Source organism: Fodinibius sp. AD559 (genome assembly GCF_052712805.1).
Genome location: NZ_JBQPVW010000005.1, coordinates 221,447 through 234,979, shown reverse-complemented (window position 1 = coordinate 234,979; position 13,533 = coordinate 221,447). Strand labels below are relative to the sequence as shown.

The window sequence follows — 13,533 nt, the reverse complement described above, 5'->3', positions numbered from 1 at the left end:
TATATTTATCTTTGTTGTAGCTTGGCAAGCAGCCGCAAAATTTCGAGATATAGCCAGACAAGGGTAACCATCAAACCAAATGAGGTATACCATTCAAAATATTTGGGAGCGTTTGCCTGAGCCCCCTTTTCGATCATATCAAAATCAAGGGCAAGATTTAGAGCAGCAACGCCTACAATGATGAGGCTAAATCCTATGCCCATAAATCCTGTACCGTGGATAAGGCTTATGTTTATCCCAAAAAAGCTTAATAGAAAACTGGCCAAATAAACCAGAAAAATCCCCCCTGTAGCAGCAACTACGCCCGTCCGAAACTTTTGGGTTACTTGTATCATTCCAGAGCGATAAGCAAGCAACATGGCTGCAAATATACCGAGTGTTAATAAAATAGCATTATATACTATCCCAGAATAAGCGGCCTCGTACATAACCGAAATGCCACCTAAAAATAACCCCTCCAATCCGGCATAAAGAGGAGCTGTAAACGGAGACCATTCCTTTTTAAAAACAGTAGCTAATGCCACAATAAATCCACCGATGGCTCCACCCCAAATAAGCAGTTGTGATGGTTGGTACCAACTTATAGATGCTCCCAATAATAAAATTAAAAAAAGCATTCCAGTTTTATTTATAGTACCGCTTACGGTCATACTACCTTCTGATGATACTGTGGTTCTATCAATATTCTGGAATGTCTTTTCACTAAGCGTTGGATTTCCTGATCTCATGTAAAAACTAATTGCATTAAAATTTTGAGTGCCTAATATACAACCTCACTGGTAGGAATTACAATATTTAAGATCAAAAATATTGTAATTCATTTATTTCGTAACAATATAATTTGGTATTCGTAATGCCGAGTGGAAGAGCAATAATTTGGAGCGACTTAGCTCCAAATGCCCTAAAGAAAAAGCTCCTGACCTTGATCGGTCGGGAGCTTCTATTTTATCCCCTCCCTCCTCTTTCTTCAAATTATTCTATAGTTCGAGGCAACCCTTTCCATAAAAGTCTTGTATTATTAAATAGAAGAAGCTAAAAATCTATATATAACGGGATGGGTTCTGTTTTGATCAAAAAGATCATACAAGGCTGTAGAAAGAGGCAGCGGAAAAGTCAAAAAGAGCTTTATAAAATGTTCTATGCCTATGGCATGAGCATCACCCTTAGGTATGCCGATTCCAGAGAACAAGCCGCAGAAGTATTAAATGACGCTTTTATGAAGGTTTTTACAAATATTGAACAGTATGATCCGGATCGTCCCTTTAAACCCTGGCTGCGACAAATAATTGTGAATACAGCTATTAATCAATATCACAAAAATCAGAATAAGCTCAATAAGATAGATTTAGAATCAATAAATCATAAGCCCGCCCGGAAACAAGAAGTCTTAAGTGGGATGTCTTATGATGAAATTATTGAGATGGTTCAACAGCTTACACCCGCCTATAGAACGGTTTTTAATCTTTATGTAATTGAAGGGTTTAAGCACAAAGAAATTGCAGATATGCTTGATATTGCAGTTGGCACCTCAAAATCGAATTTGGCAAAAGCTAAAAAGAATCTGCAATCGATTGTAGAGAAAAATTTTATCTAAGATTATGGCTCATAATCAACATAACGATCCCCTTGAAGAATTCTTCAGAAAGAAGATTCAAGAATATGATATAGAATATAAGGAAGAGGATTGGCTTAAGCTTGAAAGCAGACTGGACGCCATAGAAGCTGATAAAAAACAGAAAAGCCATTGGAAGCGCTATTCAATCGCAGCCGCAGTTATTTTGTTGTTTTCCGTTTTGGCATACTACACCTATCAGCAACAGCAAAGAATCGATCAGCTTAACGAACAATTAACAGAAAACGAACAGACTGCGAATCCTCAAAATGGACCTATAGAGATATTCCCTGATGAGCTTTTTGACTTTTCTTTCCCTTACAATCCATCAAATACTCCAGCCAGAGACAGAACTAACGATAAGAAAAGTCCAGAAAATATTGGTGGCGCTACCCAAAATAACCAAGAAAACTCACAACCTGATGAGAACCTAAATGAAGATTCACAACAGCAATTCGCTATGACAGATTCTTATCAGCAACCTATAGCTTTGGCTATACTGTCGGAACCAGCCCAACTTTCTACCGGAGATCTTCATACTAATATTAGAGCCTCTGATTTCACCAGTAATAATTTTACCTCAGCGAATATCAATGATCGATCAACTCTTAATAGCAATGTTCCCGAAAGTTCTAATGCATTTAACGTACAGAATAAGCTTTCCAGACGCCAAATCCCGCGACTGACGGTGGGGCTTTTGGGAGGACCTGATATTAGCACTGCTGGTGGAATTTCTGATTTTTATAATCCCGGTTATAAAATTGGGCTATCTGTTGAATACAATCTTACCAAAAATATTGCTCTATCCCTCGGGGCAATACATTCCAAGGTGCAATATATAGCCAGCGGAAACGATTATAATCCACCCGAGGAATACTGGTCGTATGGAGGTGCACCACAAGAAACAGTCGGGCGATGTCTTCTTATCGACATCCCGATAAGCTTAAAGTACAACGTGTTACACTTCGATAACTCAAGACTTTTTACTACCGGGGGAGTCTCTTCATACATCATGCTTAATGAAGACTATCGGTTTAAATATAACAGCTACGCTGGCGGCCAACAGCAAAGCTGGCAGAAACAAACCGGAACCCGCCATTGGATGAGCAATGCTGTTTTCTCATTGGGATATGAAATGGATCTCAGAAAGAATATCAGTCTGCGTGTTGAACCATTTATCAAAATCCCTATGCAGGAAGTTGGCTGGGGTAATGTTAAACTCTATTCAATGGGATCATTTATATCGATCAACTACAACATTTTTTAACGCTACAGGCATCCAAATAACACAAATACCACATCGGAGGATAATCAATGATACATTCAAACTCATTTTTTACCCTTGATACCTGGTTTAAAAAACATATGTCAGTGAAATCCCGCTTTCTTGTTACAATGTGGATTTGCTTTCTCACTATTGTATTAATTTCCTGCGGCGGCGATGGAAATAGCACCGGCCCTGATCCCGATCCGGACCCCGATCCGGACCCCGATCCAGAACGGAATGTAAGCTTTTCTCAGGATATACTACCCATTTTCGAAGCTTCTTGTGCCGTAAGTGGATGTCATGATTCCGGAACTCAACAAAACGGTGTAAACTTGAGCTCATACGAAGATGCTATAAATAGTGTGGGAACCGAGTATAATCAAGAAGTTATTATTCCTGGTAATCCGGATGAAAGTCCACTGGTTGATAAAATTGAGCCGGACCCACGGGAAGGCCAGCGTATGCCCTACCAACGTGATCCATTGTCACAGGCAAATATCGATTCCATCAGGGCCTGGATTGAAGACGGTGCTCCGGATAATTAATTATTTATATTGCCATGAACACTAAGAAACTAATGAATAAAAAAAGGTACATGCTATCCGGATTCCTTTTTGCTCTGTTCTTGCTTACTATTCCCATATTGGGTTCAGCCCAGAGTTATATGACTGAATCGGGACACGTAGAGTTTGACTCATCTGTGCCATTGCATTCTTTTACAGGAGTATCGGATCACTTGGTAGGTAAAATAACTCTTCAAGATTCAATCGCCGATTTTTACGTGGATATAAATACCTTGAAAACGGGAATTGGGAAAAGAGATAATGACATGATGAGAACGCTTGAGGCCCATAAATACCCCTTTGCAGAATTTTATGGCAAGATAGTTTCGGATTTAAAACCTATTACTGCTCAACCAAAAGAAGTTACGGTAGAAGGTGAATTCACCGTTCACGGAGTTTCAAAACAGACAACAATTACAGGGACACTTAAAAAAGTACCGGAAGGAATACACGTCGAGGCTTCCTGGACCCTAAATATGAAAGACTACAATATTAAACCTCCCGGTATTTTATTTTACCGCGTAAGTGAAAAAATAGACGTTTCTATTGCTGCTACATTAATCCCCAATTAATTTCTTAAACCAATGAAAGCTCAACTTAAAATATTTTTGGCACCTGTTATTCTTCTGCTTTTCTCGATACAGAGCATGGCTCAGATGGAAAGAGAACGAGCTAACGTTGTTGAACCGGTAGAAACTTTTTGGACACCAACTCTAATTTCTCAGGCTACTACAGAACATTTGCCGGCTGGAAATCTGAACGTTACCATTATGCACAATTTTGGAATTGCTACTACCAATCCTATCCAAAACTTTTTTGGACTGGATAATATTCAAAACGTGCGCTTAGGACTCGATTTTGGTCTTACTAATAGATGGTCAGCTGGAATTGGTCGCTCCTCCCTTTTCAATGTGGTTGATTTTCGAACGAAATATGCCCTGTTGCGGCAAAATACGGATGGATCAAAACCGATTAGTATATCTTTAAAAGGAGATTTAGGGATAGTTACGCAGGAAAACAGGCAACCCTTTAAAGATGATATAAGTACACTAACATCTGCCATTATATCTAAAAAATTTAATGAACAGATCAGTTTTCAGTTGTCTCCGATGTATGGATATTTCACTTCAGTCGATACAGGAGATAACAACCATCTTTTTTCTCTTGGTATGGGAACCCAAATTAATCTATCCGAACGATTCGGATTTATAGCAGAATATTACCCTATAATTGGAGAGAAAAATCTAAATACCAATAATGCTTTTTCTCTTGGATTAAATATCCAGACCGGTGGACATGTGTTCCAGCTGTTTTTTACCTCTACCCGGTGGCACCTGGAACAGTATGTACTGGCTCAAAATCGTGAACTATTTTGGGCCGGGGACTTTCGATTTGGATTTAATGTCAACCGAATATTCGGTTTGTAAATACTATTGTATCAGCGAAACAGCTTCCCGGGCAACTTCTCTATTATACTCAAAAGCCAAATTCTTGTAGTTGATAACATCCACTATCGTCCCAATAAAACAGAGTCCCGCAGTAAACAGATATAAAAGCCCCATTCCCAATTGGCCAACAAGAAATCGATGGATACCTGCTACTCCAAAAAATCCGACGAGAGCGGTTAATAAAATGGTCTGCGGATCTTTTCTTCGCGCTCTATAAACTTTCGCAAATCGATCAGCCGACTTTTCATCCATAGATTCCATCACCTTAGAGATATAAGCCGCCTCATCCCCCTCAAGTTCAGGTAAATAATCTATCACATTAGCCATAATATTATTCAGTTTTGTTATAATTTAAATAGTTTTGAGAAAACAGGTAAAAAATTCTTCCCGATAAAACAATTAAGGCAAAAGGCCCTAAGATATTTGCTTCCAACGCATTATCAAATTCACCTCGAAAAATAAAAGATATCGAATGTCCCAATCCATCTCCCGGACAATACGGGAAGCTCAGATTTTCCAACAAGCACAGTCCCGGGCCGCTGGTAGTATATGGATCCATCAATCCCATCAACAGTAGTCCCATACTAAAGGCAGCAATTTCAAAGTAATTTCGATAAAAATGTGCTATGGATTCTTTTATCATAGTAGTGAGTACGATCATTCATTAGTTGAGGTTACAACAAAGAAGTAAATAAAAGTTAAAAGTGTAAGAAATTTTTATTTGATTGGAACTGAAATTCAGGAATTACTATCTATCCCGCTTTGTTAACACGTCTGAATTATCTGATGATTTAAATCTCCAATAAAAAGCATGATTAAACAAACCCAATTAGACCTCAACCCTCTTCCGCTTTTGAATACCTTTAGCCGTCATCTATTTTTATACACGGTTTTCTTTTTATCCCTCTCAATTACCGCTCATGCCCAAGAGATTGATGACAGTTTAAAGGTTGACCTGGAGCCAATTGAAGTTACGGCTATGCATTCTGTGATAAGCACGACAGAAGCTCCTGTGGCTTTGAGTACGCTATCAAGAGATTTGAATGAACTCAATGGTAGGGCTACCCTGTCGCTGGAAGATATAAGCCAGCAAATGCCCGGTATTTGGGTCAGTGATCGCCAAAATTATGCGTTGGGAGAACGACTCACTATTCGAGGTGTGGGTTGGCGTGCTGCCTTTGGCGTTCGCGGCGTTCAGGTTGTACTGAATGATATGCCTTTAACTGTAGCCGATGGACAAACGATGCTCAACATTGTCGATCCCGGTTTTATTCGCCGGGCTGAGCTCCTTCGCGGTCCAGCCGCTACTTACTGGGGAAACAGCAGCGGTGGAGTATTATATCTGTCAACAATTCCTTCGGCAAATGAAGAAAACAATTTCAGATTAAAAACAATGGCGGGTTCCTATGGTACCCAGAAAGTTGAAGGACAATTTTCTGTTTCAGGTTCCAATCATCAGGTTAATGGGTACACGAGTTATTTAAATACTGATGGATTTCGGAATTACAGCGCTGCCCAAGTATTTCGTTCAGGAGTTACGGGTTCTGTCAATCTTACTTCCAAAAGTCGGCTTGAGTACCAGGCAGCAACTATCAATATGCCCAATGCTCAGCATCCCAGTGCTCTGACTGCGCAAGATGCTGAAAACAATCCCACGAATGCAGTCTCTTCTTTTGTTGATGCAGGAGCCGGAAAACAACTAACACAGCAGCAAGCGGGTTTATCATATATGCTTGAAACCAGTGCAGGTACATTGGATATCACCGGTTATGGTATTTATCGAGATTTAACAAATCCCCTGCCCTTTGGGATTATTACCGTAAATCGTTCGGCCGGAGGATTGCGAACTACTTTTGATAAAGATTGGAATCAGTTTAAAATAAAAATTGGTCTTGAAACAAAGTTCCAAAGTGACGATCGCGAAGAGTTTGAGAATACAGGGGATGCTAAACGGGGTGCTATAACCGTAAATCAAGTTGAAGAGGTTTGGAACCAAGCTATCTTTTCTACAGCAACCTATTCGATAGGGAAATTCAATATTCTGGGTGGTTTGCGATACGACAGAATAAATTTCAGTACCGATGCCAACACGGCTTCACAGTCCGGTGATCGTACCTTTCAGTCATTAAGTCCAAGCTTGGGAATTAACTATCTGCCAGGGAATCAAAATATATTTGCAAATATTAGCACATCATTCGAAGCTCCAACTACAACCGAACTGGTTAATAGACCGGGGGGCGGTAATGGTTTTAATCCAAACTTAAAACCCGAACAAACTGTAGGGTTAGAAACCGGAATCAGGGGCAGTATCCAATCCCGCACTCTTACTTATGACCTAACATTCTATCGGCTCTGGATTGAGGACCTACTATTTCCCTATCAGCTTGAAAACAATGGCCCTACCTTTTATCAGAATCAGGGAGAAACTCGCCACACCGGTATTGAAGCACAACTTGGATGGCAGATCCACCGGGATCTAAAAATATCAGCCAACACAACCGTTATGAAAGCTAAATTTAAACAAGCCAAAACAGTCGATAGCCTCTCATTAAAAGGAAACGAAGTTCCGGGCATTGCTCCTTTTCGACTGAATGGTAAAGTAAGCTGGAATCCCGGGAACTTTTTGCTTTCGCTCACCTATAAGCATGTTAGTAGTTATATGGCTAATAATCTAAATACTGCAGAAAATGAGGCGTACAATGTGTTTGATGCTTCATTCAGCTTTCGAAATATTTTCAGTACGCAAGATGTTGAAGTTCAGCCATTTATGGATATCAACAACCTATTTAATACCAGATACAACGGCTCTGTTACTGTAAACGCTTTTGGGGGGCGATATTTTGAGCCAGCGCCCGGCAGAAACTGGCAGACAGGTATCTCGGTAAACTTTTAAAAAGACCTAATCTACATAAATCCATTTTAACTTGTAACAAATAGCACGTTTACTATCTTGATTATATAAACATGATAGTAAACGAGAGCCTATTATGATTAAACACTTTCTTTTTATCATTTTATTGATTGGTGGAATCTACTATTACTGGACAACACGTCCGGTAGAGCATGGACCTGGTGTAGTAGCCCCTGAAACCCCTGTTCAGGAAGCTACTTATAATGCCGATAAATTTACTTACAAGGGTTTTGAAATAACACCCAAAGCCAATATTGATCTCGAAGCACGGGTGCTTTCCATTAAAAATTACTATTTCGACCAGTATTCAGAGCTCATGCCTACCGATATTGTGGTTGGTTGGGGACCAATGTCTGATGAGCGTAATCTAAATTCATTAATGGTTCGTCAGTCCGATCGCTCATTTTATTACGAGATGGCAAAACCCCCTATCAAGAAAAACGAGATGTGGAAAAATGCCTCAAACATGCATCTAATCGGCTCAACCAAGCAGATAAGAGAGAAGATAAACACACTCAGAGAAGGTCATATTATTCGTATCGAAGGCTATTTGGTCAATGCCACCTCTCCCAAAGAGGGATGGACACTCAAAAGTTCGTTAAAAAGAGATGATATTGGGAAAGATTCCAGCGAATTAGTTTGGATAAAAAGCCTTACAATCCTTTAATTGGATGCAATAAAATCACATCCAATTAAAGAATATCTTTTCTATGTCGTGGATTAAAGATGTTATTGTTGATATCCTGGCAACCATTGCCATTATCGCTGCAGTACTATATTCTAACATCTTCTTAAATGGCCTTGTTTGGGGATATACGGGATTACTGCTTTTTGTTAAACTGCTCGTCTATTTTGGGGATGGCTTTATGAATATGATGAATAAAGCTAAAACGCCTGCTCCCGAATGGTTTACCCATCTTTTATATGCCACCAATACAGGAGTGCTCCTTTATTTTCAGTGGTGGTATGCCGGCGCTGGATGGGGTATAATTTGGCTAATTTCTTACCTGACTCAGCGTAAGCTGGATCAAAAGTAACCAATCCCCACTCTATGGATGGGTTTGCCCGCCAATCACAACCTTATATCAAATCCCAAATTTTACATTTTTATAATATCCTCTCCCTTAGGTGTTTTAGTTTTAAATTTACGATGGATTCGGGATGTGAAATAAGATATTATACCCACGAATAGTACAATATCTCCCACAAGATAAACGAACAACAAAATACCGTAGTGGCAACTGCCGTTTCAGGACTTATTTTGGTTTTGGTCTTTCTTTGTCCGTGGCGCATCGAATCATCACATGAACTCAGATGGAGTCCGATATATCAGTCGCCCATGACCTATGTTCAGATCTACGACACCCAGCAAAGCGGTTGCATATTGCCGTTGGCACCCTGGCTATAGAAGTGCTGTCCGTAATAGTAGCGGCAGGTGTACTTTACGTATTCTTTGCAGATTCAGAGGATGAGGAAGGTGCCCCGCCAGAAGCATTGAATTGAGAGCTTCCCTTTTGCATATTGGGATTCAGATATCTACTATTGGCTTTAGTATGGATAAACCAAGATTAGGTACACAAATAAAAAATATACGATGATTTGTAGAATTTGGCATGGATGGACAACTCATGAAAATGCAAGTGAATATGAACAACTTCTCCGCGACGAAGTACTTCCGGGAATAGCTGAGAAGGAAATAGATGGCTACAAGAGTTTTCAATTATTGAGAAGGCCTCATGAAGAAGAAGTTGAGTTTATTACTATTATGTCGTTTGATTCCTGGGACGGAGTCAAGGAATTCGCAGGAGAAGATTATGAGCATTCCTATGTGCCTGCTAACGCGAAGAAAGTTCTAAAAAGATACGATGATCACGCACAGCATTACGAAGTTACAGAGCATAGAGAGTATAAATAATATATACATAACACTAATATGTTATGCGTTTAGTTTTAATATTATTATCAATTTTTAGTTTCGCTTTATCTGATAGCGCTGTTGGCCAGTCTTCAGAGGCATCATCGGCCACAAGAGACGACATTAACAAAACGAAAGTCCTTGTTTTAGCGACGCATCACATTAGCCACTATGAAGACGATTTTTATCCAACGCTTGTTGATTCGTTAATTAATATTTTGGAAAACTATTCGCCTACTATAATTGGCGTAGAAGAACTTTCAGGTGCCCAGATTGCCGAAATGGAACGGAGGGGCGGCCCTTATGAGTCATGGCTCATTTCTTTTGCAAAAGAACAACTTAAGTATGGATCAGCAGCGCAAAAGGCTCTTGATATTTCTTGGCAAGATGCAGACATGAAAGCCGATTCTCTGTTGGGGAACGTGCAAAGTGCAAAAGAAATTGCTAATAGTACAAGGTTAGAATTGATCAACCATCTGCTTGCATCCTACCGATTGCATACCGCTGTCCTGCAATGGTCTTATCTGAGTGAGGAGGATCAATCGAATCAATCGGTTATTCCCCAAAGTACCGTTGAAGGTCTCAGGAAAATCCTCAACGCTGCAGACGAAACTACATCGATCTCCCTTCGGCTTGCTCACCGATTGAATCTCCAGCGGGTATATCCAATAGATGATCATTTGGAGAAATGATTATTATGATGAAATTGAACTTCAACTTGAAGAAGCATTAGATGATTCTACGGTACAAGCACTAAGAAATGCTCCATATTTAGTCAAACAGGAAAATCTTTTGGAACAAGGAGTCGAAGACAGCACATGGCTTCCGTTATATAAGTATATGAATTCCCCTGCCTTTGTTAATAGGGACAAAGAAAGACAATGGCGTAATATTTTTCTTGAAACACCTAATGAAACCCTGCGCTCCCGGCTGGCTCTTTGGGAAGAACGCAACCTGAGAATTGCTGCTCATATTCGTTCTGCAACTGCTCGTGAGCCCGGCGGACGCGTTTTAATTACTATAGGGGCTTCTCATAAGTCATTTCTTGACTCATACCTAAAAAAAATGATGGAAATTGAAGTGATACATCTAAGTGATCTAATAGAATATTAGGTATAAATGCCGTATAGCCCGCGGATTAACACAGGCAGAGCTCACCATCTCCTTGCCCTCTTTTGTATATTACGGTTTAGATATCTACCATGGATTATAATATGAATATGCTAAGGTTAGGCTGCTTTAAAAAAATGAAGTAGTTATTTCTCCAAAAATATGTGTATCAAAAAGTAAAACTCTACTATTAGCATTATCAATGCTTATAGGTTAAATTTAACTTTGATCAATATGAAAAAGCTAAACTTCATATCATTTCTCATTTTTTTAGTATTTATAGGTGCATGTAACGTTTTCAATTCTTATGACGAAGGGCAGCGTTTTGAATACCAGTTTAAAACGGACAAAACTGAATACTCTTTAAAAGATACCGTCAACGCTACATTTAAAAATAAATCTGACCAAACTCTTTTTCTTAGCTATCAGATATGTACAATAGCTGAAATGCAAAAGCATGAAAATAAAAACTGGAAATCTATTTCAATTCCTATTTTTTGCCCTCAATATGCTAAAAGTCCTGTTAAAGTTGAGCCGGGAGAAAAGATAGAGACTGGTGTCAATTTGAACCTATTCGATAAAAATGATTTAGCGTCTGGAACGTACCGACTTGATGTAGTAGCTAGTCAAAAAGACCAAAATAAACAGAGAGAATTGACTTCGAATAATTTTGAAATATCAAAATAAAACATGCCAGCACCCTAACCAGCGCATTAACTCGGACGCACCTCGCCCTCTCTTGCCCGTTTTGTTTTCTTAGCGTCAAATAGTAAACTGGAAATTGAATTAACAACAGTCCGTGCGCCGGTTATGCGCAATGTCGTTAGGGGTACTACTATAAAGGACAATATAAACCACTTTCATCATGACACTTTTTATAATCATAGGAATTCTTGCGATTATAGTTGGTTTTATGATCTATGGTTCTATAACTTCGCAAAAATTTAACCAACAAAATAGAGGTCAAGTAACAATTACAGAAACAGAGCATTTTCATTGGCATCTTTTTTATTTCAATTTAGATGACAATAGGATTTTCGTACCCAAACAAACAGGTGGTGGGTTTACAATAAATTTTGCAAATCCCGTATCAATTATTGCTGCTATTTTGGTGATTGGTGGTTTTGTTGTATTAATTATTCTTCAGCAAGGGTAAAAGTTACCCTAACCAACGTATTTACTCAGACAGGCCCCGTCATCCCTTTGCCTCTCTTCCATTTATTAGTTAATCTTTCATTTTGCAAACAGTTTCAACGCTCTGGCGCCTACCCTCTGGAATCCCGCAGAGCGGGGTCACAAAGTGGCATTCCACAGGGCCTGCAGCTTATGTACAGCCTACGTAGCTTAGCTACTTCGGCGTAATAGACCGCAATATCGTTATACAAAATTTTCAACCATTAGTAATCAATTTTAATGAAGGGAGAAAAAATGGAACCGTTTGAATTGAAAGTTGATAGCAATACGATTTATATAAAAATAATCCGCTTTATAGGGACGCTAATGCTTGGGTTCTTTATTGGAGCTATACTCTTCAAATATAGATATGAAGGTACAATCGATTGGATCAATTCATTCACCGGTGTAACACTTAGTCTTGTGTTTGCTTTTTATCCAGATACAGCTGGAAAAAAAGTTCTTATCATTGATGATAAAGGAATTTCCCTAAAAAACTATTCCTTCTTGAGTGGTAAAAAAGAATATGATTGGGCCTCAGTTAAAGCTATTGAAGTAAAAAAGAACAGAATTGAATTAACAAAGGGTATTGGCTCTACTGAAAGAATCCAACTTCCTATTTATACAGATGACCAGATGAAAAATCTAAAAAACTATCTTCAGCAATTAACCAGTTCTAAAGAAATTACTTATAAACAATAACTTTGGGTACATAACGTGCATTAAAGGGACGTATCTCACCTGGTCTTGCTAATTTTGGGGTTTTTAACTTTCCGTTCGTTACTTATCAACTTAAATCAAGATTATGAGACAACTAACTTCAGTACTATTTATACTTTTATTGCTTACTGGCTGCAGCCAAGAAATTTCCGAAGAATATACAGGCCATGTTGAAGAAATCTTCAGTGATATTTCCGTTTCTGAAGAGCTCAACCTCTATATTGACGAATCCGGGCAACCGGCTAACGGGCACTACAGGTCCAACTATCAAAATGGGTCCCTCCAAGCCGATATAACGTTCAGTGACGGGATGATTTCGGAGGGTAAAATTTTCCATAGTGATGGGGTGCTAACAATCCGTTACACAACTGAAAATGGCCTCATGAAAACATCCTATTACACCACAAGCAGCCAGCCCAGGATGGTAACCCTCCATGGTGACGATCTATCTGATCGAATAGCGTTCCAAACTTGGGACGAGGACGGAACCCAGAGAGTGAAAACTGATCAAACGGTTATGAAACAGTGGTACAAAAATGGCCAGCCGCAATTTGAAATGCAATTAAAGGATGGAAAATTACATGGGAAATCGGCTACATGGTACGAGAATGGTCAGATAAAATCCGAGCAGCTGTATACCGATGGTGTTAAACACGGAACGTTCAAAGAGTGGGATAAAGAAGGAAATGTTACCAGTGAGCAGGTTTACGATATGGGGGAACTCGTTACAGAAAAATGAATGGAAGAATCGTAACCATTTTATTAGCTAATGCACATTATTCACATTTACTTTTCTGACCCACACTTGCACTTG

19 protein-coding genes are annotated in these 13,533 nt (G+C 39.2%); 16 read left to right on the top strand and 3 right to left on the bottom strand.

Going from position 1 to position 13,533, the window contains the following annotated elements:
* Positions 1-5: 5 nt before the first annotated feature.
* Entirely contained in the window at positions 6-728 is a 723-nt protein-coding gene (locus tag ACQ4LT_RS11240) for a Bax inhibitor-1/YccA family protein (protein WP_445666145.1), read from the bottom strand.
* Between the two features lie 422 nt (positions 729-1,150).
* Here ACQ4LT_RS11240 and ACQ4LT_RS11235 point away from each other — a divergent pair, with 422 nt between their 5' ends.
* From ACQ4LT_RS11235 to ACQ4LT_RS11215, 5 genes are all read left to right on the top strand, one after another.
* Positions 1,151-1,594, top strand: a complete 444-nt coding sequence (locus tag ACQ4LT_RS11235) for an RNA polymerase sigma factor (protein WP_445666144.1) — start codon at positions 1,151-1,153, stop codon at positions 1,592-1,594.
* A gap of 4 nt (positions 1,595-1,598) precedes the next feature.
* On the top strand, positions 1,599-2,879 hold the full coding sequence (locus ACQ4LT_RS11230) for an outer membrane beta-barrel protein (protein WP_445666143.1): 1,281 nt from the start codon (positions 1,599-1,601) through the stop codon (positions 2,877-2,879).
* 98 nt (positions 2,880-2,977) lie between these two features.
* A complete protein-coding gene (locus tag ACQ4LT_RS11225) occupies positions 2,978-3,424 on the top strand; it encodes a c-type cytochrome domain-containing protein (RefSeq protein ID WP_445666142.1) in 447 nt (148 codons plus the stop codon).
* Positions 3,425-3,438: 14 nt separating this feature from the next.
* Positions 3,439-4,014, top strand: coding sequence for a YceI family protein (locus ACQ4LT_RS11220; RefSeq protein ID WP_445666141.1), 576 nt, complete (start codon positions 3,439-3,441; stop codon positions 4,012-4,014).
* A gap of 12 nt (positions 4,015-4,026) precedes the next feature.
* Positions 4,027-4,869: a DUF5777 family beta-barrel protein gene (locus tag ACQ4LT_RS11215; RefSeq protein WP_445666140.1), complete on the top strand. Its 843-nt coding sequence runs from the start codon at positions 4,027-4,029 to the stop codon at positions 4,867-4,869.
* A 3-nt stretch (positions 4,870-4,872) separates the two neighbouring features.
* Here the strand turns inward: ACQ4LT_RS11215 and ACQ4LT_RS11210 are convergent, their stop codons facing one another.
* A complete protein-coding gene (locus tag ACQ4LT_RS11210) occupies positions 4,873-5,217 on the bottom strand; it encodes a TM2 domain-containing protein (RefSeq protein WP_445666139.1) in 345 nt (114 codons plus the stop codon).
* A gap of 4 nt (positions 5,218-5,221) precedes the next feature.
* Positions 5,222-5,533: a DUF2752 domain-containing protein gene (locus tag ACQ4LT_RS11205; RefSeq protein ID WP_445666138.1), complete on the bottom strand. Its 312-nt coding sequence runs from the start codon at positions 5,531-5,533 to the stop codon at positions 5,222-5,224.
* 168 nt (positions 5,534-5,701) lie between these two features.
* On the opposite strand from ACQ4LT_RS11205, the gene ACQ4LT_RS11200 reads away from it, so the two are divergent.
* From ACQ4LT_RS11200 to ACQ4LT_RS11150, 11 genes are all read left to right on the top strand, one after another.
* On the top strand, positions 5,702-7,783 hold the full coding sequence (locus ACQ4LT_RS11200) for a TonB-dependent receptor family protein (RefSeq protein WP_445666137.1): 2,082 nt from the start codon (positions 5,702-5,704) through the stop codon (positions 7,781-7,783).
* A 94-nt stretch (positions 7,784-7,877) separates the two neighbouring features.
* Positions 7,878-8,468 (top strand): hypothetical protein, encoded by a 591-nt coding sequence (locus tag ACQ4LT_RS11195; protein WP_445666136.1) that lies wholly within the window; start codon positions 7,878-7,880, stop codon positions 8,466-8,468.
* 43 nt (positions 8,469-8,511) lie between these two features.
* Complete coding sequence (locus tag ACQ4LT_RS11190) at positions 8,512-8,838, top strand: hypothetical protein (RefSeq protein ID WP_445666135.1); 327 nt, start codon at positions 8,512-8,514, stop codon at positions 8,836-8,838.
* 340 nt (positions 8,839-9,178) lie between these two features.
* Entirely contained in the window at positions 9,179-9,304 is a 126-nt protein-coding gene (locus ACQ4LT_RS11185) for a hypothetical protein (RefSeq protein WP_445666134.1), read from the top strand.
* A 91-nt stretch (positions 9,305-9,395) separates the two neighbouring features.
* Positions 9,396-9,716 carry an antibiotic biosynthesis monooxygenase gene (locus tag ACQ4LT_RS11180; RefSeq protein WP_445666133.1) on the top strand — a complete coding sequence of 107 codons (321 nt, stop codon included), beginning with the start codon at positions 9,396-9,398 and terminating at the stop codon, positions 9,714-9,716.
* Between the two features lie 23 nt (positions 9,717-9,739).
* A complete protein-coding gene (locus tag ACQ4LT_RS11175) occupies positions 9,740-10,408 on the top strand; it encodes a hypothetical protein (RefSeq protein ID WP_445666132.1) in 669 nt (222 codons plus the stop codon).
* The gene (locus ACQ4LT_RS11170; protein WP_445666131.1) at positions 10,389-10,829 is read left to right on the top strand and encodes a DUF5694 domain-containing protein; all 441 of its coding nucleotides are present in this window, start codon (positions 10,389-10,391) and stop codon (positions 10,827-10,829) included. The genes ACQ4LT_RS11175 and ACQ4LT_RS11170 overlap by 20 nt, the downstream gene beginning before the upstream one ends.
* A gap of 231 nt (positions 10,830-11,060) precedes the next feature.
* Positions 11,061-11,513 (top strand): hypothetical protein, encoded by a 453-nt coding sequence (locus tag ACQ4LT_RS11165; protein ID WP_445666130.1) that lies wholly within the window; start codon positions 11,061-11,063, stop codon positions 11,511-11,513.
* Positions 11,514-11,691: 178 nt separating this feature from the next.
* Positions 11,692-11,982 carry a DUF5808 domain-containing protein gene (locus ACQ4LT_RS11160; protein WP_445666129.1) on the top strand — a complete coding sequence of 97 codons (291 nt, stop codon included), beginning with the start codon at positions 11,692-11,694 and terminating at the stop codon, positions 11,980-11,982.
* A gap of 257 nt (positions 11,983-12,239) precedes the next feature.
* Positions 12,240-12,701 (top strand): hypothetical protein, encoded by a 462-nt coding sequence (locus tag ACQ4LT_RS11155; protein WP_445666128.1) that lies wholly within the window; start codon positions 12,240-12,242, stop codon positions 12,699-12,701.
* 103 nt (positions 12,702-12,804) lie between these two features.
* The gene (locus ACQ4LT_RS11150; RefSeq protein WP_445666127.1) at positions 12,805-13,458 is read left to right on the top strand and encodes a toxin-antitoxin system YwqK family antitoxin; all 654 of its coding nucleotides are present in this window, start codon (positions 12,805-12,807) and stop codon (positions 13,456-13,458) included.
* The last annotated feature ends 75 nt before the right edge of the window (positions 13,459-13,533 follow it).

Excerpts from the sequence above, each read along its gene's own strand:
- ACQ4LT_RS11165 (WP_445666130.1), top strand. The coding sequence starts at position 11,061 with ATGAAAAAGCTAAACTTCATATCATTTCTCATTTTTTTAGTATTTATA.
- ACQ4LT_RS11200 (WP_445666137.1), top strand. The coding sequence starts at position 5,702 with ATGATTAAACAAACCCAATTAGACCTCAACCCTCTTCCGCTTTTGAAT.
- ACQ4LT_RS11225 (WP_445666142.1), top strand. The coding sequence starts at position 2,978 with ATGTCAGTGAAATCCCGCTTTCTTGTTACAATGTGGATTTGCTTTCTC.
- ACQ4LT_RS11155 (WP_445666128.1), top strand. The coding sequence starts at position 12,240 with ATGAAGGGAGAAAAAATGGAACCGTTTGAATTGAAAGTTGATAGCAAT.
- ACQ4LT_RS11150 (WP_445666127.1), top strand. The coding sequence starts at position 12,805 with ATGAGACAACTAACTTCAGTACTATTTATACTTTTATTGCTTACTGGC.
- ACQ4LT_RS11190 (WP_445666135.1), top strand. The coding sequence starts at position 8,512 with ATGTCGTGGATTAAAGATGTTATTGTTGATATCCTGGCAACCATTGCC.
- ACQ4LT_RS11195 (WP_445666136.1), top strand. The coding sequence starts at position 7,878 with ATGATTAAACACTTTCTTTTTATCATTTTATTGATTGGTGGAATCTAC.
- ACQ4LT_RS11230 (WP_445666143.1), top strand. The coding sequence starts at position 1,599 with ATGGCTCATAATCAACATAACGATCCCCTTGAAGAATTCTTCAGAAAG.
- ACQ4LT_RS11160 (WP_445666129.1), top strand. The coding sequence starts at position 11,692 with ATGACACTTTTTATAATCATAGGAATTCTTGCGATTATAGTTGGTTTT.
- ACQ4LT_RS11170 (WP_445666131.1), top strand. The coding sequence starts at position 10,389 with ATGATCATTTGGAGAAATGATTATTATGATGAAATTGAACTTCAACTT.
- ACQ4LT_RS11175 (WP_445666132.1), top strand. The coding sequence starts at position 9,740 with ATGCGTTTAGTTTTAATATTATTATCAATTTTTAGTTTCGCTTTATCT.
- ACQ4LT_RS11215 (WP_445666140.1), top strand. The coding sequence starts at position 4,027 with ATGAAAGCTCAACTTAAAATATTTTTGGCACCTGTTATTCTTCTGCTT.
- ACQ4LT_RS11240 (WP_445666145.1), bottom strand. The coding sequence starts at position 728 with ATGAGATCAGGAAATCCAACGCTTAGTGAAAAGACATTCCAGAATATT.
- ACQ4LT_RS11180 (WP_445666133.1), top strand. The coding sequence starts at position 9,396 with ATGATTTGTAGAATTTGGCATGGATGGACAACTCATGAAAATGCAAGT.
- ACQ4LT_RS11205 (WP_445666138.1), bottom strand. The coding sequence starts at position 5,533 with ATGATAAAAGAATCCATAGCACATTTTTATCGAAATTACTTTGAAATT.
- ACQ4LT_RS11235 (WP_445666144.1), top strand. The coding sequence starts at position 1,151 with ATGAGCATCACCCTTAGGTATGCCGATTCCAGAGAACAAGCCGCAGAA.
- ACQ4LT_RS11220 (WP_445666141.1), top strand. The coding sequence starts at position 3,439 with ATGAACACTAAGAAACTAATGAATAAAAAAAGGTACATGCTATCCGGA.
- ACQ4LT_RS11210 (WP_445666139.1), bottom strand. The coding sequence starts at position 5,217 with ATGGCTAATGTGATAGATTATTTACCTGAACTTGAGGGGGATGAGGCG.